Source organism: Mycobacterium syngnathidarum (assembly GCF_001942625.1).
GTDB classification, from domain to species: domain Bacteria; phylum Actinomycetota; class Actinomycetes; order Mycobacteriales; family Mycobacteriaceae; genus Mycobacterium; species Mycobacterium syngnathidarum.
Window position 1 is genome coordinate 32908 of the sequence record NZ_MLCL01000075.1, and the last position, 23738, is coordinate 56645.

Here is a 23738-nt window from a genome sequence, read left to right on the forward strand (position 1 = left end):
CATCAGGGTGCCACGGGGCTCAGACAACCTCCGGCGTTTGGTCGAGTACCTGCCTGAGGACCGTCGCCTGCGATCGCAGGTCTGCTGCGCGCTCCCGGTGCCCGTGCGCGAGGTATTGGTCTGCCGCGGTGAGCCGTTCGTCGACCTCGGCCCGGATGAGGGCACGAATCTCGGTATCGCCGAGTGCGCGGCGGGCGACCTCGGTCGAGCCCACGCCGGACACCGCGCCGGCGATCGGTCCACCGATGCGGGTGTCGGTCTGGTCGGCCCGCGGTGTCTCGGCATTGTCGATAGCACTCAGCGCCGACCGGATCGCGGCGGTGCGGTTGGTGTCGCGGGCCTTGCGTGCCGACAGCAGGGATTCGCGGAGACGGTCGCGCCAAAGCTCTGCCGGGGTCATGGCAGGCGAACCTATGCGGTCTCGGAGGCGGCGTCGAGGGATTTACGCACGGTCAACGACGGCGAACGTGCGGCGCGCGTCGACGAAATGCGGCCTGTCGGGGGACAAACCCGCACGCTCGCGGTGCAAAGGGTGGCCCAGGGGACCAGCACATCGAACCCGAAAGGCTTACGGGAAGGGTTGATGGGATAGGTTGCTTTACGATTTCGGTCATTTTTGGAAAGGAAGCTAGATGGAGATCGAAGGCAAGAAGGCTATCGTCGTCGGCGGCGCGTCGGGCTTCGGCCGCGCGACCGCTGAGGCACTGGCCAAGCGCGGCGCCAGCGTGGCTGTGCTGGACCGGCCGCAGTCCAAAGGCCAGGAAGTGGCCGACGAGATCGGCGGCTCGTTCTTCCCCGTCGACGTCACCGACTTCGACGGCACCGAAAAGGTGCTGGAAGAGGCCGTGGCCGCCCTGGGTGGCCTGCACATCATCGTGACCACCGCAGGCGGCGGCATCGGCGAGCGCACCATCAAGAAGGACGGTCCGCACAGCCTGGATTCGTTCCGCTCCACCATCGACCTCAACCTGATCGGCACGTTCAACATCAGCCGGCTCGCCGCTTGGCACATGAGCAAGAACGAGCCCGTCGACGAAGAGGCCGAAGAGCGCGGCGTCATCATCAACACCGCCTCCATCGCGGCGTTCGAGGGTCAGATCGGCCAGGTCGCCTACACCGCGTCCAAGGCTGCCATCGCCGGCATGTGCCTGACCATGGCGCGCGACCTGGGCAGCCTGGGGATCCGGGTGCTGGCCATCGCGCCGAGCCTGTTCGCCACCGGCCTGACCGAGGGCATCCCCGACGAGTTCGCCGCGGTGCTCACCAAGGACGCCGCGTTCCCGAAGCGTCTGGGCAAGCCCGAGGAGTACGCCAAGCTCGCCGTGGCGATCGCCGAGAACCCCATGCTCAACGGTCAGTGCCTGCGTCTGGACGCCGGCCAGCGCTTCGCCCCCAAGTAGAGTGAATTCCGGCGTGATCGAGGGCGCGCCCCGCGTCAGCGATCACGCCGGAACCCACACCGGGAGGCGTCATGGCGACCATTGCAGACCAAGTCATCTCCGCACTCACACTGAGTGGGGTAAGGCGGGTCTACGGCCTTCCCGGTGACAGCCTCAACGGATTCACCGACGCGATCCGGCGCAGCGGCGAAATCACCTGGCAGCACGTCCGTCACGAGGAGACCGCAGCATTCGCCGCGGCCGCCGACGCCGCACTGACCGGTCAACTGGCGGTGTGTGCGGGCAGCTGCGGCCCGGGCAATCTGCACTTGATCAACGGACTGTTCGACGCGCAGCGCAGCCGCGTTCCGGTGCTGGCGATCGCCGCGCACATCCCGCGCACCGAGATCGGGTCGGAATACTTCCAAGAGACCCATCCGCAGGACCTCTTCCGCGAGTGCAGCGTGTACTGCGAACTGGTCAGCACCCCCGAGATGGCGCCGCGCATCCTGCAGATGGCGATGCGCGCGGCCGTCGAGGAGGGTGGTGTCGCCGTCGTCGTCATCCCGGGCGAGATCTTCCTGCAACGCGCGGGGGAGACCGGCTGGGCGACTTGCCCGGTGCGCCCGACGCGATCGATCGTGCGTCCGGACGACGAGTCGGTACGCCGGGCCGCCGGCATCCTGAATTCGGCCGAGCGCGTCACCATCCTCGGCGGCGCGGGCGTGGCCGGTTCCCACGACGCACTCATCGAACTGGCGTCGACCCTGCAGGCCCCCGTCGTTCACGCGTTGCGTGGCAAGGAATTCATCGAGTACGACAACCCGTTCGACGTCGGGATGACGGGGCTGCTCGGCTTCGCCTCGGGTTACAAGGCCATCAAAGAGGCGGACACGCTGCTGATGCTGGGGACCGACTTCCCGTATCAGCAGTTCTATCCCGAGGGTGCCACCGTGGTCCAGGTCGATATCCGGGGCCGCAATCTCGGTCGTCGCACCCCGGTCGATCTCGGTCTGCGCGGCAGCGTCGCCGACACCCTGGCCGCACTGCAGCCGCTGCTGCGACGCAAAACCAACCGGGACCACCTGGACCGGTCGCTACGCCACTACCGCAAGACCCGTGCCACACTCGATTCACTGGCCGTCAACGACCGGGACAAGACCCCCATCCGCCCGGAATACGTTGCCGCGCTTGCCAATCAACTCGCCTCGGACGACGCGGTGTTCACCTGTGATGTCGGGTCTCCGGTGGTGTGGGCGGCCCGGTACCTGACCATGAACGGCAGGCGCAGGCTGATCGGGTCCTTCAACCACGGCACCATGGCCAACGCGCTGCCGCACGCGATCGGCGCGCAGACCGCGTTCGGAGACCGGCAGGTGATCGCCTTGGCCGGGGACGGCGGCCTGACCATGCTCTTCGGTGAGCTGGTGACGCTGATCCAGAACCGGTTGCCGGTCAAGGTCATCGTGTTCAACAACTCGTCACTGAACTTCGTCGAGTTGGAGATGAAGGCCGCGGGCATCGTCACGTTCGGCACCGACCTGGTCAACCCCGATTTCGCCGCGGTGGCCCAGGCCATGGGCATGTTCGGCCGCCGGGTCACCGAACCGGGTGAGCTGCAACGGGCCATCGCCGATGCCCTCAGCCACGACGGCCCCGCAGTGGTCGACGTGCACACAGCGCGCCAAGAACTCTCGATTCCGCCGGCGATCACCGTCGAACAAGCAAAAGGTTTCTCGCTCTACGCGATTCGCACCATCCTGGCCGGGCGAGCCGACGAACTCCTGGATCTGGTCACCACCAACGTGGCGCGCCGCATCCTGGACTGAGGGCTCTCAGGCCGGGCGCGGAATGGCCGCGGCCGTGCTCTGGCCCAACCACTTCGGAATGGCTCGGCGAACGTCAGCAGGACCTGACAGTGCGACACTGCCGTCGAGCACCGCTCGTGCCCAGCCGATATCTCCGCGCCAGATCTCGGTCAACGTGCGCAGACGGGTCTGCACGGTGCCTGCCACCTCGTAGCCCGGATCGAAATCGCAGACATCGGCCTGCCCGTCGCTCACCGTGAGCCACCACCGCGAGGCCTTGGCCGCCACCTCGTCGAAGACGAACGCGACCGTCGTTCGTGACCGCGGCCAGTCAGCGACGGGGATGGTGCGGCGTATATCCCACATCAGCAGGTGCGGGTCGAGATCCTCTTCACCGAGTTCACCGATCCACCGCACCCCCCACGAGCCGAGCGCGTCGACCACGGCGGCGAGCTCCTGGCCGCACGGAGTGAGGGAATAGCTGGTTCGTCCGTCCACCTCGGAGCGCTCGATGACTCCGGCGCGAGCCAGTGACTTGAGCCGTTTGGACAGCAGCGCCGGTGACATCTTCGGGACCCCGCGGCGCAGATCGTTGAAATGGGCACTGCCCCGGAGCAGTTCCCGGACCACGAGCAAGGTCCAACGTTCGTCGAGCAGCTCCATGGCCTTGGCCACGGGACAGAACTGGCCATATGTGGACATCGGCGGTCTACCTCCCCGGAGCGTGCGCGGTGTCCTAAGTACACCGCTGTCGGGGCCCAGAAGCCAGTACAGATCCAGAACCAGGTCCGCTACAGATCTGGTACTGGAATGACCGCGCGGCGAGGGCCGACGATGAAGCCCACCCGCAAGAAGGAGTGCTGCCATGAACCTCATGACCACAGACAGTGAGCTGGAGGCCAAACATCGGGCGCTGTGGGCGCTGGGTGACTATGCGGCGATCGCCGCGAATATCGTGCGTCCACTGGGGCCCGTGCTGGTCGGGGCCAGTGGGGTCGGGCCGGGTGACCGTGTGCTGGACGTGGCCGCCGGGACCGGCAACGTGGCCATTCCCGCCGCCGCGGCCGGTGCCCGGGTTACCGCCAGCGATCTGTGTCCCGAACTGGTCGAACAGGGACGGCGGCTGGGAGCGGACGCAGGGGTGACCATCGACTGGGCCGAGGCCAATGCCGAGGCATTGCCGTATGACGACGGTTCCTTCGACACCGTGCTGTCCTGCATCGGGGTGATGTTCGCGCCGCACCACCAGCAAGCCGCCGAGGAACTGCTGCGGGTGACGCGGCCGGGCGGACGGATCGGGTTGATCGCATGGACACCAGAAGGATTCATCGGGCAGCTGTTCGCCACGATGAAGCCGTATGTGCCCGCACCGCCGCCCGGAGTGTCACCTCCGCCGCTGTGGGGTGACGAAGAATACGTGCGCACCTTGCTGGGCGACCGGGTCGGCGAGTTGACCTGTGAGCGCAGGGAACTGGACGTCACCGTGTACCCCGACGGCGCCGCGTTCCGTGACCACTTCAAGGCCAACTACGGCCCGACAATCTCGGCGTACCGGGCCATCGCCGCCGATGCCGAGCGGGTTGCGGCACTCGACGCCGAGATCGCCGCGCTCGGCGATCGATTCCTCACCGGCGCGACGATGCCCTGGGAATACCTACTGACAGTGACGAACCGGCACTGATCGCCGGGGGCAGCTGGCACCATGACTGCATGCCCGACGACGTACAGGAATTGCCGACGCTCAGTGCCACCGATCAAGACGCCATTGCGCGCTGGCTGCGAGACCAGCGGATCGGCACGACCCTGACCGATGTGGCACCGCTGACCGGCGGCACCCAGAACATCGTGGTGGGCATGAACGTCGACGGCCGTCGAATGGTGTTGCGGCGACCGCCCTTACATCCTCGGCCGACCAGCGACAAGACCATGCTGCGGGAGATCGCGGTGCTGCGCACACTCGCGGGCTCGGCCGTGCCGCATCCGGGTTTCATCGCAGCTTGCACCGATCTCGATGTGATCGGCGTGGTGTTCTACCTGATGGAGGAGGTCGACGGGTTCAACCCGGGCACCGAGGTCGCGCCGGCCTATCAGAACGCTGACCTGCGATACCGCGTCGGGTTGTCCTACGCCGCGAGCCTGGCCGAACTGGGCAACGTCGGGTGGGAGAACAGCGAACTCGCCGCGATCCGACGGCCGGGTTCCTTTCTGGCGCGGCAGGTTCCGCAGTTCCTCGGGCTGCTCGACAGCTACCGCCACGAGCGCTACTCACCCGAGTCGCTGGCGGGAGTGGCAGAGCTCTCGCAATGGCTGGAGGACAACCGCCCGCCCGATGCCGAACCCGGCATCATGCACGGCGACGCGCACCTCAACAACGTGCTCTTGCGCTGGGACAAGCCCGAACTGGCCGCGTTCATCGACTGGGAGATGTGCACCATCGGCGATCCGCTGCTCGATCTCGGGTGGATGTTGGTGTGCTGGCCCGATGAGCCCAATCCGATCAACGCGGGGTCGGCGCTGGCAGCGCTCGGTGGTCTGGCCCACCGCAGCGAGCTCATCGAGGCCTACCGCGCGGCGGGGGGTCGCCAAACCGACCGGCTGGATTGGTACGTGGCGTTGGCCTGCTTCAAGTTGGGCATCGTCATCGAGGGCACCTGGTCGCGCTACCTGGCCGGGCGGGCCAGCCGCGATGCCGGCGAGCAACTGCACGCGTCGGCGGAGAACCTGCTCACGCTCGGGACCCGGGTCGCCAAGGGAGACAACCCGTTCGGTTGAGTTCCTATGGCGAGCAGACACATATGTACCCGACACGCCGGAGTTTTGGGTACATATGTGTCTGCTCGCGCGGAGAAATCAGTACGTGTCGAGCGCGAGTTTTACGGCGAGGGCCACGCCCGCCGCGCCGATCAGGAATCGCAGCGGGGTGGCCGGTACATGCCGCACGATCACCGGGCCCAGCCGTGAGCCGATCAGACAACCGGCGCCCAACGGGATGACAGCGGGCCAGTACACCGGGGCCACCACGATGAACGCCACCGCGGCGACCAAGTTGGCGATACCGAGGATCGCGTTCTTGGCGGCGTTGGCGTGCGCGAGCGTCGCGCCCCCGGTCCGCAGTAGCAGCGCCAGCAGCAGCACGCCCGCAGCGGCACCGAAATAGCCGCCGTAGATGGTGATCAGGAAGATCGCTGCGGCCTCCATGGCCACCTTGATCCGATGCTCCCGATGATCGGCCACGCGGGTCGGACGCCGGCGGCCCCGTGGCAGCAGGATCGCCACCGACGCAAATGCCAACAGCAGCGGGACAACCTTCTCGAAGCCCTCGGCTGGCGTGCAGAGCAACAGAGCCGCGCCGACCGCCCCACCGACTACCGCGACCGGGATGATCCGCTTGATCCACGCGCGTTGCCCAGCCAGTTCGGGCCGCGACCCCCACACCGAACCGATGCCGTTGAACACCAACGCCACGGTGTTGGTGACATTCGCCGTGACCGGAGGCAAACCGACAAGCAGCAGGGCGGGATAGGTGGCCACCGAGGCCAGGCCGGCGATACTGCCGGTGAGTCCGCCGCCGATGCCGGCGACGACCAGCAGGATGACCTCACCGGCACTCATGTGGTTCCCACCCGGCCGAGACTACGGAGCCAAAGTGTTTGCATCGCCGGCCGGGCTACGTCTAGCATCGCCAACGTGCCAAGGCGACTCGTAGTAGCAACCCGCAGCGGGGTCTGATCAAGACCGACCCCTCGCTGTGGGTCGTTCGCTACTTCGTCGGTCAAATCCTCTGAGCAAGAGAAGACCGGCACATGCACATCAGCACCCCCACACCGCAGTCCAGCGCAATAGCGTCGTTCGCCGCGCATTTCACCAACCCGCTGCCGCGCGGGCTGCGCGAAGCCGGTGAGTCAGCGTCCTGGGACCAGTTCCTCGATGAATACGCCGCGAGTCCGGGCGCATTGAAACTGGGGCAGTGGACCTGCACCGACACCGAACGCGCGGCCAGCAGGCTGGGGCCGCAGGCTCGCCACTACCGGGCCACTCTGGCAGTGGGCGACACCATCAGCACGTCGAGCGCAGCCGCGACTGGACCCGTCGCCGCGCTGACCGAGATGCTCTACGAGCGTGGGATCACCGTCGAGACCAAGTCGTTTCATCAACTGCCCACCGGTGGTCAGACCGCAACTTTCATCGAAGGCTGCGACGGCCTGCACAGCGAGTGGGCGATGGGACTGGCCGACGATCCCGAACACTCGGCGCTGTACGCCGTGATCGCCTGCGCCAACCGGCTGATGAAGTCGGTCTGACCACGCGGGCTCGACGCCGAATGCGTCAGTGCAGCGGGCGTAGCACGATCGGCATGCCGTCGATCGGCACCGGCATGCCGCCGTAGTCGTAGTGCGGCTGGTAACCGGGGCTGGCGAGCTCGAGCTTGTAGCGACGCAGAAGGCGGTGCATGACGGTCTTGATCTCCAGCTGGCCGAAGACCATGCCGATGCACTTGTGCGCGCCTCCGCCGAACGGGGCGAACGCGTAGCGGTGTTTCTTGTGCTCGCTGCGCGGCTCGGCGAAACGATCCGGGTCGAACTTCTCGGGATCGGTCCACAGCTCGGGCAGTCGGTGGTTCATCGACGGCCAGGTCACGACGCTGGTGCCGGCCGGGATGAAGTAACCCAGCAGGTCGGTGTCGCGTACCGCCTCGCGGAAATTGAACGGCAGCGGAGTCATCATCCGCAGCGACTCGTTGATCACCAGGTCGTAGGTCTCCAGCTTATCCAGTGCCTCGAAGTCCAACGGCCCGTCGCCGATTCGCGCGGAGTCGTCCCGCAGGCGCTCCTGCCACTCCGGGTTGGCCGCCAGGTGGTAGGCCATCGTCGTCATCGTCGAGGTCGAGGTGTCGTGGGCGGCCATCATCAAAAAGATCATGTGGCTGATGATCTGGTCATCAGTGAAGGACTGCCCGTCCTCGTCGGCCGAGTGACACAGCACGCTGAACATGTCGGTACTTTCCGACCGCCGCTTCTCAGTGATGCGGCTGGCGAAGTACTCCTCGAGGGTCTTGCGGGCCTGGATGCCTCGCCACCACTTCAAGGGCGGCACAGGTGTGCGGACGATGGCGTTGCCGGCTCGGGTAGTGGTGGTGAACGCATTGTTGACCGTGGTGACCAGGGCTCGGTCGGTCCCTGCCGGCACACCCATGAACACCTCTGAGGCGATGTCGAGCGTGAGCTCCTTCATCGCCGGGTGGATGAGGAACCGCGGGTCGTCGGCCACCCAGTCGTTGGCCAGCACAGCCGAAGCCACCGAGTCGATATGGGAGATGTAGCCGCTCAGCCGGGTGCGGGTGAAGGCCTCCTGCATGATCCGGCGGTGGAACATGTGCTCGTCGAAGTCGAGCATCATCAGCCCGCCGTCGAAGAACGGCCCGATGATCGGATGCCAGGCACGCTGCGAGAAATCCTTGTTGCGGTTGGAGAACACGGCCTGGGTGGCGTCAGGGCCCAGCGCCATCACCGACGACAGGGCCGGCGACTGGGAGTAGTAGATCGGGCCGTTCTTGCGGTACTGCTCGAGAATGTAGTCCGGGCCGCCGCGGAACGTCTCGATCATGTGGCCGATGACCGGCAGACCCGAGTCGCCCATGATCGGCTTGAGGCCGCTGCCCGCCGGCGGTTCTGCGAACACGAACTTGTCCCAGTTCTTGGCCTTGAGCTTCTTCTCCAGTGCGCCCATGCCGGGCATGGTGCTGGGCGTCGGGGTGAATCGACGCTTGGCCTGATCGAGCAGGTAGCGCGGGGTGCTGATGGTTGCCATGGGCTGCTCCTGACCATAAAAGCCTGACGAAGTGTGGTCGAACTCACCACTTGTGGCCATCCTGACTGTCAGACTTGACGCATGTCAAGTTTTGAACTGGCGCGTCGCGAGTGCGAAGGTCTAATGCCATGACAGCCGAATCGATACCCGCGAGCGGCGATGACTCCACCGGGCGCCCGCAGGCCCGTCGGAGCCGCGGCGACCGGCAACGCGAAGCTATCGTGACGGCTGTTCGGGAGCTCCTCGAAGAGCACTCCTTCGCCGACCTGTCGGTGAGCACCATCAGCGAACGCGCCGGGGTGGCCCGGTCGGGCTTCTACTTCTACTTCGATTCGAAGTACGCGGTGCTGGCCGTGATTTTGGCCGACGCCATGGAAGAACTCGCCGCACTGACGCACGACTACGCGCCCCGCGAGGCCGGCGAGACGCCGGCGGCGTTCGCCGAGCGGATGGTGGGCAGTGCCGCGGCGGTCTTCGCCACCAACGACCCGATCATGGCGGCCTGCACCGTCGCCCAGAACACCGATGCGCAGATCCGCGATCTGATGAACGATTTCGAGGACGCCGTCATCGACAGGATCGTGGGCCTCGTCGAACAAGACGAGGGCGCCCGCCCTATTTCCGATGACCTGCCCGCCCTGGTGCGGACCCTGGTGGCGACCACGGCGATGACGTTGTCGCACGACTCGGCATTCGTCGGCCGCAGCGCCGATCCGGCCCGCGCGCTCGACGTGGTGGAGCGGCTGTGGCTCAACGCACTGTGGGGTGGCCAAGAGGGGTAGCGCCACAGGTAAGGTCACCGCTATGGGGAGTGATACCGCGGGTAACGGTCGGGCGGACTTTCGCAACAAGAAGTGCTTGATCACCGGCGCTGCCAGCGGCATCGGCCGGGCCACCGCGCTGGCGCTGGCCGCCCGAGGGGCCGAGCTGTACCTGACCGACCGGGACGAAGTCGGTCTGGCCCAGACTGTGGCCGACGCCAGAGCGCTCGGTGCCCAGGTACCCGCACACCGGGCCCTGGACATCTCCGACTACGACCAGGTGGCGGCGTTCGCCGCCGACGTCCACGCGGCGCACTCGTCGATGGACGTGGTGATGAACATCGCCGGGGTTTCGGCCTGGGGGACCGTCGACAAACTGACCCATCAGCACTGGCGCTCGATGATCGACATCAACCTGATGGGCCCGATCCACGTCATCGAGACGTTCCTGCCGCCGATGGTGCAGGCCCGCCGGGGCGGGCACCTGGTGAACGTGTCCTCGGCCGCAGGCATCGTCGCGCTACCGTGGCACAGCGCCTACAGCGCCAGCAAGTACGGGCTGCGGGGGCTGAGTGAAGTACTGCGTTTCGACCTGGCCCGGCACCGCATCGGGGTATCCGTCGTGGTACCCGGCGCGGTGAAAACCGGCCTGGTACAGACGGTTCAGATCGCCGGGGTGGATCGGGAGGATCCGAACGTGCAGAAATGGGTGGACCGGTTCGCCGGCCACGCCATCTCTCCGGAGAAGGCCGCCGACAAGATCTTGGCCGGTATGGCTCGCAACCGCTTCCTGATCTACACCTCGGCCGACATCCGTGCCCTGTACGCGTTCAAGCGCGTGGCGTGGTGGCCGTACAGCGTGGCCATGCGGCAGGTCAACGTGCTTTTCAGCCGGGCGCTGCGGCCGAAAACCGTCCAGCGCTAGCGTTTTCCCCAATGCCAGGACGGTGTGTTGAGCATGCCGAATCCGGTCACTTTCGTCTCGCCCCACTCCTTGTAGAGCTCCACCTCGATAGCGTTGCCCCGGTCCTCGTCGGCGGCCGGGGTGGTGTCGAGGAAATCCAGCAGGGCGTGCGAATGTGTCACGACCACCACTTGGGACTGTTTCGTGGCGGATCTGATCAGAGATGCCAGAGGACGGACCAGATCGGGATGCAACGAGGTCTCCGGCTCGTTGAGCACCATCAGCGACGGTGGCCGCGGGCTGGCCAGTGCCGTTGCCCACAGCAGGAAACGCAGTGTGCCATCGGACAATTCGGCTGCCCGGAGCGGGCGCAGCATGCCGCGTTGGCGTAGTTGGAGGTCGAACAGCCCGTCGTTGACCGCGACTGCGATGGTGGCGCCATCGAACGCCTCGGCCACCGCCCGTTCCAGGTCGTCGAAGCCGGCCTCGATGATCGTCTGCACCGCCGCAGCAAGGTCGGCGCCGTCGTCGGAGAGCACCGGGGTGCGGGTACCGACGTGGGGTTGGCGGGCCGGGGCCGCGGCGTCCACCCGGAACCCGTCGTAGAACCGCCAATCGCGCAACCGGTCGGAGACCGCCGAGAGCTCCGGCAGGGCATGCGGGTGGGCGTATTCGGCCAGCACGCTGTGATAGCTGGGCAGGGAGCGGGTCAACTCATCGAAGCCTCGTCCCGATTGCGCGGCCACCTCGGCGTAGTCGCGGGTGCGGCTCACCAGTGTCGAGGCGGGTCGCAACACATGCCCGGCGAACACCACCTCGCGCTTGATCTCCGGGTCCTGCGCGAACGCCGTCGGGCCGGTGCCGGCCATCTGCGGCAGCCCCAGGTCGACGAGGTAGCCGAAATCATCTGCGGCGAAGCCGAGTTCGAGGGACACCGGTCGGGTTCGGACGGTGCCCTGCGTCTGCGCATTGGGCTGTTCGGGACCGGCCCACAGCACCGACTGCAGGCCGCCCTCTCGGGCCAGTGAGCCGATCACCTGGCCTCGGCCGCAATCCGCCAGCAGTCGCAGTGCCCGATAGATGGAGGACTTGCCGGTGCCGTTGGCACCGGTGACCACCGTGAGTTCGGCCAGCGGCAGGATCACTTCCCGCAGGGAGCGGTAGCCGCGAATCGCGATGGTCTGCAACATGGCGTCGAGGCTATTGGTCGGCCCCGACAATCGGGGCGCTCGGGCGCTCCGGTGTGCTGTCATCCATCGACAGTTCCAGGCGCACGCCGAGCAGTCGGACCGGCCGGTCCAGCTCGAACTGATCGAAGACCGCCAGCGCGGTCTCGGTGACAACAGCGGCGTCCGTGCTCGGCGAACCGAGCTTGCGGATCTTGGTGCGGGTGTAGAAGGTGCTGGTGCGCACCGTGACCGCGACCCGGGTGACGATGCGTCCCTGCGCCACCACCTCATCGAGGGTGCGGCGGGTCAGCTCGCGGATCGCGTCGTCCATGGCGGCGCGCTCGGTGAGGTCGTGCGCGAATGTGATGACGTGGCTGCGTGAGCGCGGAATCCAGGGCTCCGAGCTCACCTCCGTATCACCGCCGCCTTTGGCCAGCAACAGAATCCACAGCCCGGTGCTGGGACCGAATGCCGAGGTGAGCACGGTGGCATCGGTGGCGGCCAGATCGGCCACCGTGGTGATGCCCAGCGTGGCAAGCTTTTTGGTGGTCTTGGGGCCGACGCCCCACAGCGCATCGGGTGGGCGATCACCCATCACCGACATCCAGTTGGCCTCGGTGAGCACGTAGACACCTGCGGGTTTGGCCAGCCCGGTCGCCACCTTGGCGCGCTGCTTGTTGTCGCTGATGCCCACCGAACAGGACAGCCCGGTCTCGGCGGCGATCACCGTGCGGATGCGCTCGGCCAACTCGACCGGATCGCTGACCTCGGCGCCCAGATACGCCTCGTCCCAGCCCCAGACCTCCAGCGGGTGGCCGAGATCGCGCAGCAGGCCCATCACTTGTTCGGAGGCCTCGTCGTAGGCGTCCGGGTCTGATGGCAAGAACGTGGCGTCGGGGCACTTGCGCGCCGCGGTGCGCAGAGGCATGCCGGCGTGCACCCCGAATTCGCGCGCTTCGTATGACGCGCAGGTGACCACCTTGCGGGGCTCGGCGGGATCACCGCTGCCACCGACGATGACCGGCAGCCCCTGAAGTTCGGGGTGGCGGCGCAACTCGACCGAGGCCAGGAACTGGTCCAGGTCGACATGCAGCACCCAGCCGGTCATGGCGCTAGTGGCCGCACAACTTGCGGGCGGTGTCCTGCCACGCCGCGGTGAGTTCGTCGAGGCTGCGGCCGAGGGCCAGCTGGTGAGCCAGATAGTCGGGGTCGAGCAGCGCGATCAGGGCGTCGGCCTGTGTGTCGAGATCGCCTGTGGTACCCGCCGTTTCGAGCAGCATCCGGACATGCGTGCGGTGCAGGGTGAACGGGCCGGTGTAGCGCAGCGCGGGATCGCGGATCGCGTCGGACAACAACGCCTGGTGGCAGTGCACGAACCGGAGTCGGTCCGCACCGTAGGCCAGTAGCCGTTCCAGTGGCGGCGCGCCGGGCCCGAGCGGGGGCGGACCGAACATGAAGGCATCCTGTTCGGCGGTTTCGTCCTCGTCGAGCAACACCATCATCAGACCGGCACGGCTGCCGAACCTGCGGAACACCGTGCCCTTCCCGACACCGGCCTCGATCGCGATATCGTCGGTGCTGACCGCGTCGGGGCCGCGTTCGGCGATGAGCCGGCGTGCAGCGCCGAGGATCAAGGCGCGGTTGCGGGCGGCATCTCCGCGTTCGGATGGCGCCGCGTCGATGCCCGCGAGCTGGGTCGGGCGGTCAGAGGCTGCCACAACTGCACTTTAACCCAGCTGGAATTAATCGGACCACAGTCCGGTTGATCGTTGCGAGGATCGATCGAGTCGAACAAGGGAGCGTGCAAATGGCCGATAAGAAGGTGCTGGTTCTGGTCGGGAGCCTACGGGCCGCGTCGGTGAATCGACAGATCGCCGAGCTGGCGGTGGAACAGGCGCCCGAAGGCGTGAGCCTGGAGATCTTCGACCGACTGGGGGAGTTGCCCTTCTATAACGAGGACATCGACACCGCGGACGTGGCCGAACCCGTGGTCGCGTTGCGCGCGGCAGCGGCCGAGGCCGGCGCTGCGCTTGTCGTGACCCCCGAATACAACGGAAGCATCCCGGGGGTGTTGAAGAACGCCATCGATTGGCTGTCGCGGCCGTTCGGTAACGGAGCACTCAACGACAAGCCGCTGGCGGTGGTCGGGGCGGCGCTCGGACAGTACGGCGGCGTGTGGGCGCATGACGAAACTCGGAAGTCTTTCGGCATCGCCGGGCCGCGCGTGGTCGAGGATCTCAAGCTCTCGGTGCCGTCCAAGACCCTCGACGGCAAGCACCCCAGGGAGAACGCCGAGGTGGCCGAGGCGCTTCGCGATATTGTGGGCAAGCTCACACTTGAGGTCGGTTGAGGGTTCGTCTTCGCGTTTTGCCGTTCGCGCCACTTTCCGGCAAAATCTTGCCGCCGGCTGGGTCGTCCCGACCCGGCCGGCGGCTTTGCTATCGGGGGTCTTGCGCTTTGCGGCGGGCCGGACTTGTCGGTGCCTGGTGCTACATCTAGTGGTGCGGCGCGACACGGTCTGTCAAGTCGAGCGCGACACGCCGTGGGTGTGGTTGCTGGCAAGCTTACGACCTGGGAATTTCAAAAATGTTATTCAGAACATGTTGTATGGCTTCGAACTGTCGGCCACTAGGTGTAGTGTCTGTGAGACCGACAGGCCACCACAGTTCGGGAGCCGGCCGGAGCGTAGCGAATCCGGCCGAGTCGGTTTCAAGACCAGCCGGGGAGCGGCTTCGACCGGCAGGAATTTTGGCGGCCCGAAGGTCGCTGAACTTAAGCGAAACGTAAGACCCGATCAGTTGCCAGTCACTTGTCTAGTTTGTTCACTTTCCGCAAGAGGAGCCGTACCGAAGATGACCGTCACCGTGTACACCAAGCCCGCATGCGTGCAGTGCAACGCCACCTACAAGGCGTTGGAAAAGCAGGGCATCGAGTTCGAGAAGGTTGACATCACCCTCGACAGCGAGGCCCGTGACTACGTCATGGCGCTCGGCTACCTGCAGGCCCCGGTGGTGGTGGCCGGCAACGAGCACTGGTCGGGCTTCCGCCCGGATCGGATCAAGGCTCTCAGCAAAGATGCGACATTTGCATCAAATGCATCATAGGTAGATCTTGACCAATGACTGTTCTAGCAGGTCAACAGCGGTTGCACCGCCAGGAGGGGGGTGTCTCCGCTGGTGAGACCCCCCGTCGGGCATGGTGCAACAATGTTGCATCTGTTACAACAGGTGTTGTGACTGTTGATGATCATGGCGCGGCGCGTGTTCTATCGGCGCCCAATGTCGTTCAGCTGGACCCCGAACAAGCAGTATTCGATGCGATGGTCGAGGGTTGGGAACGGCAGCAGCGCGCGCGGTTCCTTAAAGAGTCGACGATCTCGGCGCGCAGCCGCCTGATCCGTAGATTCGCCGAGTTCAGTGGCCAGTATCCGTGGCAGTGGACGCCGACCGAGGGCGAAGCATGGATCAGCACTCTCCGCTCGGGGTCTTCACCGCTACGGCTATCTACGTTGCGGAGTTACGAGATCGAGGTACGCATGTTTTGCGAGTACCTCCGCGACGCTCGCTACGGCTGGGCGAACCAGTGCAGCGATCGATTCGGGCGTGTGCCCGAGATTGTGTTTCACGACGACAACTCGATCGTGCATGTCAGTGAGTACGAAGGTGATTCGTCTCGCCGGCCGCTGACCTACGACGAGGTCCAGGCGTTGTTCGACGCCGCCGATTCGCGCGTTGACAAGATCCGCGCGAATCGTCGCAAAGGCGCCTTGCCCGCGTTGCGAGACGCGGCCCTGTTGAAGTTCGTCTATGCCTTCGGTTTGCGTCGTCGAGAAGCGGCGATGGCTGACCTTGTTGATCTGCGTAGCAATCCGAAGTTCCCCGACTTCGGTCGCTACGGCGCGGTCTCGGTTCGACACGGCAAGGCCTCCCCTGGAGGACCGGCCAAGCGACGCACTATCCTTACAGTGCCCGAAATGAGTTGGGTTGTTGAGGTTCTCCACCACTACGTGGACGAGATTCGGCCGGCCCTGATTCGGAGCTCCCGCAGTTCGGCGTTGTGGCTGACTGAGCGTGGTGGCCGCATCAGCACTCGGGTGGCTAACGATGCGTTCATTGCGGCCCGTACCGCGGCTGGACTCGACGATTCGCTCGATCTGCACTGCTTGCGGCACTCGTACGTGACCCACCTCGTCGAGTTCGACTATCCGGAACGCTTCATCCAGGAGCAGGTCGGTCACGCGTTTTCATCGACGACAGCGATCTACGTCGGTGTCAGCAACGAGTACCGCAACCGTCTTCTCACCCGGTCGATGCATTCCCGCTACGGCGAGCAGTTCGGGCGGAGGCCATCGAAATGAAGCAGATGGACTACGCCTGGCACCTGCGAACGAAGATGGCCGAACGCGGGATGTTCTCGACTACTGATTTGCAGCCGCATCTGGCTGATCGTGGTGTGTCCCTGTCGCGAGAGCAGACGTATCGACTGGTCACCGGCCAGCCGCAACGGTTGAGCATGGACTTTCTTGTCGCGCTGTGCGACATCTTGGACTGCACACCGAACGATCTGATCGAGCCGAAGATTACCGAGGTCACGGCGCGTAAAGCCGTCGGACAGCAGGACGCAAGCGTCACTGCGATCAAACCGCGTCGCACGACGATTCGCCGACCAGGAGGTGCGTCATGAGTGTCGCCGCGCCTCCTAAGCACACCTGCGTTCGCTGCGGTCGCCTCGCTGAGCGCGCTGCACGCACTGCTGATGGTGGAATCTGCCGCCGCTGCTACCGCAACGATCCTGCCCGCATGGAACAGTGCTCGACATGTGGCCGCTCGAAAGTGCCGTCGGCGCGAACAAGTGACGGAAAAGCGTTGTGCAGCAACTGCGCCCGGCCTAAGCATGTCTGCTCGGGATGCGGCCGGCTTGAGCACGCCAAGTCAATGACAACTGCCGGTCCGCTATGCCAGCGTTGCTACAAAGCGCCGCTGCGAGCTTGCGGTAAATGCGGCGAGATTCGGCCAGTCGCAGTGCGCGTTCAGCAAGGCGTCTCCGATCTCTGCCATCGCTGCGCGCACACTCCTGAAGCCCAGTGCGGAATCTGCGCAAAAACACGTCCAGTGCATACGCATTGGCCACTCGGCGCCGTCTGCGTTTCTTGCTACAAGCGATCAACGAAACAGCCGGCCTCTTGCTCGAGCTGCGGAGCGGTGAAGGTTCTCATCGGCCGCACAACAGCTGGTGAGCTCGCATGCGGTCCATGCGTCGGAAGTTCCACCGACTACGTGTGCTCGACCTGCGGTCACGCAGGCCCCCAGCATTTCGAGGCCACCTGCCTGGGCTGCTCGATTCGGCGACTGACCAGTGAGCTGCTGACCTCAGATAACGGCGTAATTGCCGATGGTCTCGACCGGTTGCCCGACGTCCTCGTACAGCGTGGCCGCCCTGAGTCCACGATGCGCTGGCTGATCAAGCCCCGCACACAATCCGCGCTGCGTATCCTCGCCGAGGCAGAAGGGTCGATCACCCACGAAACAGTCGACGCTTGCCCGACCGGTCAAGCTCGTCACTTCCTGCGCGCAATGCTGGTCGATGCACAGGTTCTGCCGCGCCGCGACGAACCTATCGACCGGCTCGAAACGTGGATCGAAGAATTCACTGCGGATCTGCCAGCGCGGCACGCTGCACTGCTCGAACCGTACGCACGGTGGGGCATCCTGCGCATTGCCCGCCGTCGCGCTGCACGTCGTGGATTTAGCTCCGCTGCCGCCGACTCAGGACGTGAACGAATCCGCCTGGCACTCAGATTCATCGAGCACGTCGAATCAACTGGACGTCAGATCAACGACCTCACCCAGTCGATCCTCGACGATTGGACGGCCGGCAACCGCGATCGCAGCCGCCGGATCGCTGGGTTTGTCACCTGGCTCAACAAGCGAGGCATCGTCAGCGACGTTGCGGTCCCACGCTTCCGTAGCTCGCAACCGTGCGAAATCAGCGATGAAAACGACCACATTCGACGACTCAACAACTTGCTTGACGAGAACAGCCGGATCGATCTGCCAATCCGGGTAGCCGGCCTGCTGGTGCTGCTCTACGGAGCTCGCATCTCGCAAATACGATCGCTCACCACCGCGGACGTTGCGGTCACGCCGCAACGAACAAGCATCGCGCTGGCCGAGCATCCAATCGATTTGCCCGAACCTGTTGCAACGCTTGTCGAGCGGCTCGCACAGCAAGCGGCTGATAACCCCCGCGCGCAAACCCCGGACAGCGACGCTCATTTCTTGTTCCCCGGTGCCCGGCCACACGAGCCGATTCATCCGAGAACGCTCGGATTGAAACTCGCCGAAGTCGAGGTTCCGCCTCGACTCAGCCGCAACTACGCCATGGTCGCCCTCACCAACGACCTGCCCGCCGCCGTCGTCGCTGCTCAACTCGGCCTTGACGCCTCGACCACGAATCTATGGGCCAAGTTCGGTCAGCGCGACAGAGCCGAGTACTTGCTCGCGCGACGCGAAACGCGAACTACAGCCGAACATTCGAGTCGTAAAGACGAAGTTGCGGTACGCAATCAAACGCAAGCGAAAGTGGGTGCTGCTCGATGAGTGCGGATCAGTACCGTCGCGAGGTTGAAGCAAAAGGCAGGAAACGGCGTGAAGCCGAGGCCAAGGCCGGCGAATACCGGATCAAGGAATCGAAGAAGCGAACCGAGGCCGCCAAGGCCCGCCAGGCAGCCGCGAAGACATCCAACGAGGGTTCCATTCGTAGTCGACTGCGCGAGGCGGAACGACGCGAGCAAGAAGCGGCCACGGCTGGAAATGAAGCCAACCGATGGCAAGTGAAGGCAGCCGGATACGCACGCGATGAGGCCTCGGCAGCCGAGAAACTCTCGAAAGCGTTAGTCGCCGACGAGAAAAAGCGCGAGCGGGATGCACAACGTGCCGCGCGTGACGAGAAAGCGAAGCTCTCACAGCTAGAGACCCGCGTCGCAGACGTGAGCGCCGCCGTCGACCGCGTAGTGCGAGATCCAGCACACGCTGTTGAGGTTCGTGTTCCGATCGAGCCAGCAGACGATGTCTTGGGCGGCCAAACATGGGATGTGTTCCTATCGCATGCCAGCGAAGACAAAGCTGACGTAGCAATTCCATTGCGAGATGCGCTGGTGGCACTCGGCGTTGCGGTTTGGCTCGACAAAACCGAAATGCGGATCGGGCACAGCCTGCGTCGGAAAATCGACGACGGAATCCGTTCGAGCCGGTTCGCCATTGTCGTGCTTTCGCAAGCCTTCTTCAAGAAGGGCTGGACGAACCACGAGCTCGACGGTCTTGTGACAAAAAGTGTGACCGGAGACCGTCAGTCAATACTGCCGATCTGGCATGGCGTTAGTCACGCTGACGTCCGCCAGTTCAGCCCTACGCTTGCCGACAAAGTGGCGCTGAGCACCATAGATCACGAGATCCAAGCGATCGCCGAACAGATAGCAGACGTCGTTCTGTCGGCTAAAACAAGCCAGCAGCGAGCGAGCTAGGACTGCCATGAACAGCAACGAATCGCTCGCGCGACACGAATCGCGAACAACGACAACCTCTTCCCTTATGGAGGTCCACCGAGATGGCTAACCCGGCACAGCTGCTACACACCCGATTCATGTCGTGGCGCGGTCCTTCAAACACTAACGCTGCCTCCGCTCGCGGACTCAACGGAGACAACTGGGAACACCACACGCAGGCAATACGCCATCTCCAAGAGATTGAAGAGCTGGTTAGCCTGCTCGAAAACCGCGGCCGCAATATGCGCGTCGTTCGGGAGACAATTCCGTCCTGGTATCAGATCGTATTTGCTTTCAAGTCGGGCTGGGAAGGCCAGAGCACTGCGCGGATTGACCAGCAGAGTCTGAACACGTTAGAAATGCTCGCTGAGCGCTTGGAAGACGTTGTTCCCCCGGTTGAAGACGGTGGCCTCGCTGCAATCACCGAATACCTTGACGGTGTCTGCACCATTCTGGAAGACGACGCGTCGATCCCGCTTGACCTACGCGCCCATATCAACGAGGTGATTGGCCACGTTCGCTCGTGCGTTGACCACTACTCAGAAGTTGGCGACTTCAGCCTCCAAGATGCACTCGAACGCCTTGCCGGAGCCGTCGTTCGCGGCGCGGCCAACAGCGCCAACCCGAGTAGATGGAAGACGTTCGTGACGAACTTCGTCTGGCCGTTCGGCGTCAACATGGTGGCCGCCCTGCCGCAAGCAGGACTAGTGGCACTCGTCGCAAGCTGATTTAGAAGATGTCCACAACCAAAGGAGAGATGAGATCAATGAATACCGCATCACTCAATATCAACCGTCCACCAGTCACCGTCGCGGCCAGCGCGTAACGAAAGGTCAATCAACCCGGGGGAAGGACGGAGAACACGATGAGCCATCTCGTCTACTTCTCCAGTGTCTCGGAGAACACCCACCGCTTCGTCGAGAAGCTGCAGTGGCCTGAAGACCGCGTCACCCGGATCCCGCTGCACGGCCGCATCGAGGTGAACGAGCCCTACGTTCTGATCCTTCCCACCTACGGCGGCGGCCGTGCCACCCCCGACATCAACAACGGTGGCTATGTGCCCAAGCAGGTCATCGCCTTTTTGAACAATGAACACAATCGGTCGTTGATCCGCGGCGTCATCGCCGCGGGCAACAACAACTTCGGTGCGGAGTTCGCGTACGCGGGCAATGTGGTCTCGCGCAAATGCGGCGTGCCGTACCTGTACCGCTTCGAACTCATGGGAACCCCGGACGACGTCGAAGCTGTTCGTGCGGGGTTGAAAGACTTTTGGAAGGACCAGACGTGCCACCAACCGTCACAGCTGCAGAGCCTGTAACCACTCCTGGGCACACCCTGCCCGGAGAGACCGATTACCACGCGCTCAACGCGATGCTGAATCTGTACGACGCCGACGGCAAGATTCAGTTCGACAAGGATGTGCGGGCCGCGCGGGAGTACTTCCTGCAGCACGTCAACCAGAACACGGTGTTCTTCCACAGTCAGGACGAGAAGCTCGATTATCTGATCGAGAAGGAGTACTACGAGCGCGAGGTGCTCGACCAGTACAGCCGCAACTTCGTCAAGAGCCTGCTGGACCGGGCATACGCCAAGAAGTTCCGGTTCCCGACCTTCCTGGGCGCGTTCAAGTACTACACCTCTTACACGCTCAAGACTTTCGACGGAAAGCGCTACCTGGAGCGCTTCGAGGATCGCGTCGTGATGGTGGCGCTCACCCTGGCCGCCGGTGACACCGTGCTGGCCGAGCAACTCGTCGACGAGATCATCGACGGCCGGTTCCAGCCGGCCACCCCGACCTTCCTCAACTCGGGTAAGAAGCAGCGCGGCGAGCCGGTGTCCTGCTTCCTGCTGCGCATCGAGGACAACATGGAGTCCATCGGGCGCTCGATCAACTCGGCCCTGCAGCTGTCCAAGCGCGGTGGTGGAGTCGCCTTGCTGCTGACCAACATTCGTGAGCACGGCGCGCCGATCAAGAACATCGAGAACCAGAGCTCCGGAGTCATCCCGATCATGAAGCTGCTGGAGGATTCGTTCTCCTACGCCAACCAGCTCGGGGCGCGCCAGGGAGCCGGCGCGGTGTACCTGCACGCGCACCACCCCGACATCTACCGGTTCCTCGACACCAAACGCGAGAACGCCGACGAGAAGATCCGGATCAAGACGCTCTCACTGGGTGTCGTCATCCCCGACATCACCTTCGAGCTGGCCAAGAAGAACGAGGACATGTACCTGTTCTCGCCGTACGACGTCGAGAAGGTCTACGGCATCCCGTTCGCCGACATCTCGGTGACCGAGAAGTACTACGAGATGGTCGACGACGCGCGGATCCGCAAGACCAAGATCAAGGCCCGCGAGTTCTTCCAGACGCTGGCCGAGCTGCAGTTCGAGTCGGGCTACCCGTACATCATGTACGAGGACACCGTGAACCGGGCGAACCCCATCGCCGGCAAGATCACCCACTCCAACCTGTGCTCGGAGATCCTCCAGGTCTCCACCGCCTCGGAGTTCAACGACGATCTGTCCTACTCCAAGGTGGGCAAGGACATCTCGTGCAACCTGGGGTCGATGAACGTTGCGAAGACGATGGATTCGCCGGACTTCGCGCAGTCCATCGAGGTGGCCATCCGGGCGCTGACCGCGGTGAGCGATCAGACCCACATCTGGTCGGTTCCGTCGATCGAGCAGGGCAACAACAGCTCCCACGCGATCGGTCTGGGGCAGATGAACCTGCACGGGTACCTGGCCCGCGAGCGGATCCACTATGGCTCCGAAGAGGGCATCGACTTCACCAACATCTACTTCTACACCGTGCTGTTCCACGCCCTGCGGGCCTCGAATCTCATTGCGATCGAACGGGGTATGAGCTTCGGCGGATTCGAGGAATCGAAGTATGCGTCGGGGGAGTTCTTCGACAAATACACCGAGCAGGCGTGGGAGCCGGTGACCGACAAGGTCCGGCAGATCTTCGCCGACGCCGAGATTCACATCCCGACCCAGGACGACTGGAAGCAGTTGAAGGAGTCGGTGCAGAAGCACGGCATCTACAACCAGAACCTGCAGGCCGTCCCGCCGACGGGCTCGATCTCCTACATCAACCATTCGACGTCGTCGATCCACCCGGTGGCGAGCAAGATCGAGATCCGCAAGGAAGGCAAGATCGGCCGCGTTTACTACCCGGCGCCGTACCTGACCAACGACAACCTGGAGTACTACCAGGACGCGTATGAGATCGGATACGAGAAGATCATCGACACCTACGCCGCGGCGACCCAGCACGTGGATCAGGGGCTGAGCCTGACGCTGTTCTTCAAGGACACCGCCAACACCCGCGACGTCAACAAGGCGCAGATCTACGCCTGGCGCAAGGGGATCAAGACGCTGTACTACATCCGGTTGCGGCAGATGGCCCTGGAAGGCACGGCCGTGGAGGGTTGCGTCAGTTGCGCGCTGTGATGATTGTTCGCTGACAACGGGTTTCATGACTGGTAGAACTCCGACCGGAGGCCTGATCTATGGGGTCAGGCTCCGGTCGGAGTCCGTCTATCGCTATGTCGGCCTCACGACGAAAACCGCGCAGTTGCGGCTTCGGCAGCATCTTCAAGTCGCTGCAGCCGGGAGAAAAACGCCGTTCTATGACTGGTTGCGAAAGCAGCAGCGCGAAGATCTGATCGTGGACCCGCTGGACTGGACAGATGGACTCGACGAGCTTGGCGAGGCCGAGATTGCGTGGATATCCCTTCTTCGGCAGGAGGGGCATCCACTGCTGAACCTCGCGGACGGCGGACTCGGACCGACGGGCGTTGTGTGGACCGCGGAGATGCGGGAGGCCGCGAGGATTCGATCGACCGGTCGTAAGATGCCCAGCCGATTCGGTGAGGAGGCCCCGTTCTATCAGCGGGAGCACTCTGCCGAGCAACGAGCGAAGTGGTCGGCCGCGCGCAAAGGCACGAATGTCGGCGCTGACAATCCGAACTACGGGAAGTTCGGAGCTGACCATCCCAGTTTCGGTCACGTGATGTCGGAAGAGGCTAAGTCCAGGCTTTCCGAAATGCGCATGGGCGCCGGAAATCCGAACTTTGGGCATAGTGCAAGCGAAGAAACACGTGCCAAGATGTCAGCGGTTCGAAAAGGCCGCCCTATGCCCTCGAGTCGCCGCAGTGCTCATACGCGCTATCACACCAATCGGGGAATCAAGAAAGACACCTGCCAGTACTGCATTGAAGACTCGGGTCAAGCCTAAGCCTCGATCCACTGATGAATTGGGGTAGGTGTGCCTCGCTGGGCTGTTGAGGGCTGGTCCTGGTCGCGGGCAGGGGGTATCTGCTGGTCTGTCCAGCTGTTCCTGTGCGCTCCGGTCGGGCCTTTC

At 64.2% G+C, this 23738-nt stretch carries 24 protein-coding genes; 17 read left to right on the plus strand and 7 right to left on the minus strand.

Annotation, left to right across the window (positions count from 1 at the left end; all coding sequences use genetic code 11):
* Positions 1–19: 19 nt before the first annotated feature.
* A complete protein-coding gene (locus BKG60_RS20440) occupies positions 20–400 on the minus strand; it encodes a GatB/YqeY domain-containing protein (protein ID WP_070945212.1) in 381 nt (126 codons plus the stop codon).
* Between the two features lie 232 nt (positions 401–632).
* On the opposite strand from BKG60_RS20440, the gene BKG60_RS20445 reads away from it, so the two are divergent.
* Both BKG60_RS20445 and poxB read left to right on the plus strand, forming a co-directional pair.
* Positions 633–1400, plus strand: a complete 768-nt coding sequence (locus BKG60_RS20445; RefSeq protein WP_070945213.1) for an SDR family NAD(P)-dependent oxidoreductase — start codon at positions 633–635, stop codon at positions 1398–1400.
* Between the two features lie 71 nt (positions 1401–1471).
* On the plus strand, positions 1472–3208 hold the full coding sequence (poxB, locus tag BKG60_RS20450; RefSeq protein ID WP_070945214.1) for a ubiquinone-dependent pyruvate dehydrogenase: 1737 nt from the start codon (positions 1472–1474) through the stop codon (positions 3206–3208).
* A gap of 6 nt (positions 3209–3214) precedes the next feature.
* Here poxB and BKG60_RS20455 read toward each other — a convergent pair whose 3' ends face one another.
* Positions 3215–3889: a winged helix-turn-helix transcriptional regulator gene (locus tag BKG60_RS20455; RefSeq protein ID WP_070945215.1), complete on the minus strand. Its 675-nt coding sequence runs from the start codon at positions 3887–3889 to the stop codon at positions 3215–3217.
* A gap of 163 nt (positions 3890–4052) precedes the next feature.
* Here BKG60_RS20455 and BKG60_RS20460 point away from each other — a divergent pair, with 163 nt between their 5' ends.
* Positions 4053–4868, plus strand: coding sequence for a class I SAM-dependent methyltransferase (locus tag BKG60_RS20460; protein ID WP_070945216.1), 816 nt, complete (start codon positions 4053–4055; stop codon positions 4866–4868).
* A 29-nt stretch (positions 4869–4897) separates the two neighbouring features.
* On the plus strand, positions 4898–5959 hold the full coding sequence (locus BKG60_RS20465) for a phosphotransferase family protein (RefSeq protein WP_070945217.1): 1062 nt from the start codon (positions 4898–4900) through the stop codon (positions 5957–5959).
* A 78-nt stretch (positions 5960–6037) separates the two neighbouring features.
* On the opposite strand, the gene BKG60_RS20470 is transcribed toward BKG60_RS20465, so the two are convergent.
* Entirely contained in the window at positions 6038–6799 is a 762-nt protein-coding gene (locus tag BKG60_RS20470; protein ID WP_075909937.1) for a sulfite exporter TauE/SafE family protein, read from the minus strand.
* 191 nt (positions 6800–6990) lie between these two features.
* Here BKG60_RS20470 and BKG60_RS20475 point away from each other — a divergent pair, with 191 nt between their 5' ends.
* Positions 6991–7488 (plus strand): 2-isopropylmalate synthase, encoded by a 498-nt coding sequence (locus BKG60_RS20475; protein WP_070188872.1) that lies wholly within the window; start codon positions 6991–6993, stop codon positions 7486–7488.
* A gap of 25 nt (positions 7489–7513) precedes the next feature.
* Here the strand turns inward: BKG60_RS20475 and BKG60_RS20480 are convergent, their stop codons facing one another.
* Positions 7514–8995, minus strand: a complete 1482-nt coding sequence (locus BKG60_RS20480; RefSeq protein WP_075909938.1) for a cytochrome P450 — start codon at positions 8993–8995, stop codon at positions 7514–7516.
* Positions 8996–9123: 128 nt separating this feature from the next.
* Between BKG60_RS20480 and BKG60_RS20485 the strand changes: the two genes are divergently transcribed.
* Entirely contained in the window at positions 9124–9777 is a 654-nt protein-coding gene (locus tag BKG60_RS20485; RefSeq protein ID WP_070188874.1) for a TetR/AcrR family transcriptional regulator, read from the plus strand.
* 22 nt (positions 9778–9799) lie between these two features.
* Complete coding sequence (locus BKG60_RS20490) at positions 9800–10681, plus strand: SDR family oxidoreductase (protein ID WP_075909939.1); 882 nt, start codon at positions 9800–9802, stop codon at positions 10679–10681.
* Here the strand turns inward: BKG60_RS20490 and BKG60_RS20495 are convergent.
* The 3 genes from BKG60_RS20495 to BKG60_RS20505 are packed head-to-tail and all read right to left on the minus strand — an operon-like array spanning position 10678 to position 13547.
* Complete coding sequence (locus BKG60_RS20495) at positions 10678–11850, minus strand: AAA family ATPase (protein WP_075909940.1); 1173 nt, start codon at positions 11848–11850, stop codon at positions 10678–10680. The genes BKG60_RS20490 and BKG60_RS20495 overlap by 4 nt on opposite strands.
* 10 nt (positions 11851–11860) lie before the next feature.
* The gene (locus tag BKG60_RS20500) at positions 11861–12937 is read right to left on the minus strand and encodes a DNA polymerase IV (RefSeq protein ID WP_075909941.1); all 1077 of its coding nucleotides are present in this window, start codon (positions 12935–12937) and stop codon (positions 11861–11863) included.
* 4 nt (positions 12938–12941) lie between these two features.
* Positions 12942–13547, minus strand: a complete 606-nt coding sequence (locus tag BKG60_RS20505; protein ID WP_075909942.1) for a TetR/AcrR family transcriptional regulator — start codon at positions 13545–13547, stop codon at positions 12942–12944.
* Between the two features lie 89 nt (positions 13548–13636).
* On the opposite strand from BKG60_RS20505, the gene BKG60_RS20510 reads away from it, so the two are divergent.
* The 10 genes from BKG60_RS20510 (at position 13637) to BKG60_RS20555 (ending at position 23612) form a co-directional block, all read left to right on the plus strand.
* Positions 13637–14179 (plus strand): NAD(P)H-dependent oxidoreductase, encoded by a 543-nt coding sequence (locus BKG60_RS20510; protein WP_070188879.1) that lies wholly within the window; start codon positions 13637–13639, stop codon positions 14177–14179.
* 502 nt (positions 14180–14681) lie between these two features.
* Positions 14682–14933: a redoxin NrdH gene (locus BKG60_RS20515; protein WP_075909943.1), complete on the plus strand. Its 252-nt coding sequence runs from the start codon at positions 14682–14684 to the stop codon at positions 14931–14933.
* Between the two features lie 215 nt (positions 14934–15148).
* Positions 15149–16186, plus strand: a complete 1038-nt coding sequence (locus BKG60_RS20520) for a tyrosine-type recombinase/integrase (RefSeq protein WP_083650338.1) — start codon at positions 15149–15151, stop codon at positions 16184–16186.
* Positions 16183–16512, plus strand: coding sequence for a helix-turn-helix domain-containing protein (locus BKG60_RS20525; RefSeq protein WP_075909945.1), 330 nt, complete (start codon positions 16183–16185; stop codon positions 16510–16512). Before BKG60_RS20520 ends, BKG60_RS20525 begins: the two co-directional genes overlap by 4 nt.
* 518 nt (positions 16513–17030) lie before the next feature.
* Positions 17031–18428 (plus strand): site-specific integrase, encoded by a 1398-nt coding sequence (locus BKG60_RS20530; RefSeq protein ID WP_131827526.1) that lies wholly within the window; start codon positions 17031–17033, stop codon positions 18426–18428.
* Entirely contained in the window at positions 18425–19351 is a 927-nt protein-coding gene (locus BKG60_RS31185) for a toll/interleukin-1 receptor domain-containing protein (RefSeq protein ID WP_083650342.1), read from the plus strand. Before BKG60_RS20530 ends, BKG60_RS31185 begins: the two co-directional genes overlap by 4 nt.
* 83 nt (positions 19352–19434) lie before the next feature.
* Positions 19435–20100 carry a hypothetical protein gene (locus BKG60_RS20540; RefSeq protein ID WP_131827527.1) on the plus strand — a complete coding sequence of 222 codons (666 nt, stop codon included), beginning with the start codon at positions 19435–19437 and terminating at the stop codon, positions 20098–20100.
* A 137-nt stretch (positions 20101–20237) separates the two neighbouring features.
* Positions 20238–20690: a class Ib ribonucleoside-diphosphate reductase assembly flavoprotein NrdI gene (nrdI, locus tag BKG60_RS20545; RefSeq protein WP_070188880.1), complete on the plus strand. Its 453-nt coding sequence runs from the start codon at positions 20238–20240 to the stop codon at positions 20688–20690.
* Positions 20657–22825, plus strand: a complete 2169-nt coding sequence (gene nrdE, locus BKG60_RS20550; RefSeq protein ID WP_075909948.1) for a class 1b ribonucleoside-diphosphate reductase subunit alpha — start codon at positions 20657–20659, stop codon at positions 22823–22825. Before nrdI ends, nrdE begins: the two co-directional genes overlap by 34 nt.
* A gap of 25 nt (positions 22826–22850) precedes the next feature.
* Positions 22851–23612, plus strand: coding sequence for an NUMOD3 domain-containing DNA-binding protein (locus BKG60_RS20555; protein WP_075909949.1), 762 nt, complete (start codon positions 22851–22853; stop codon positions 23610–23612).
* Positions 23613–23738 lie beyond the last annotated feature (126 nt).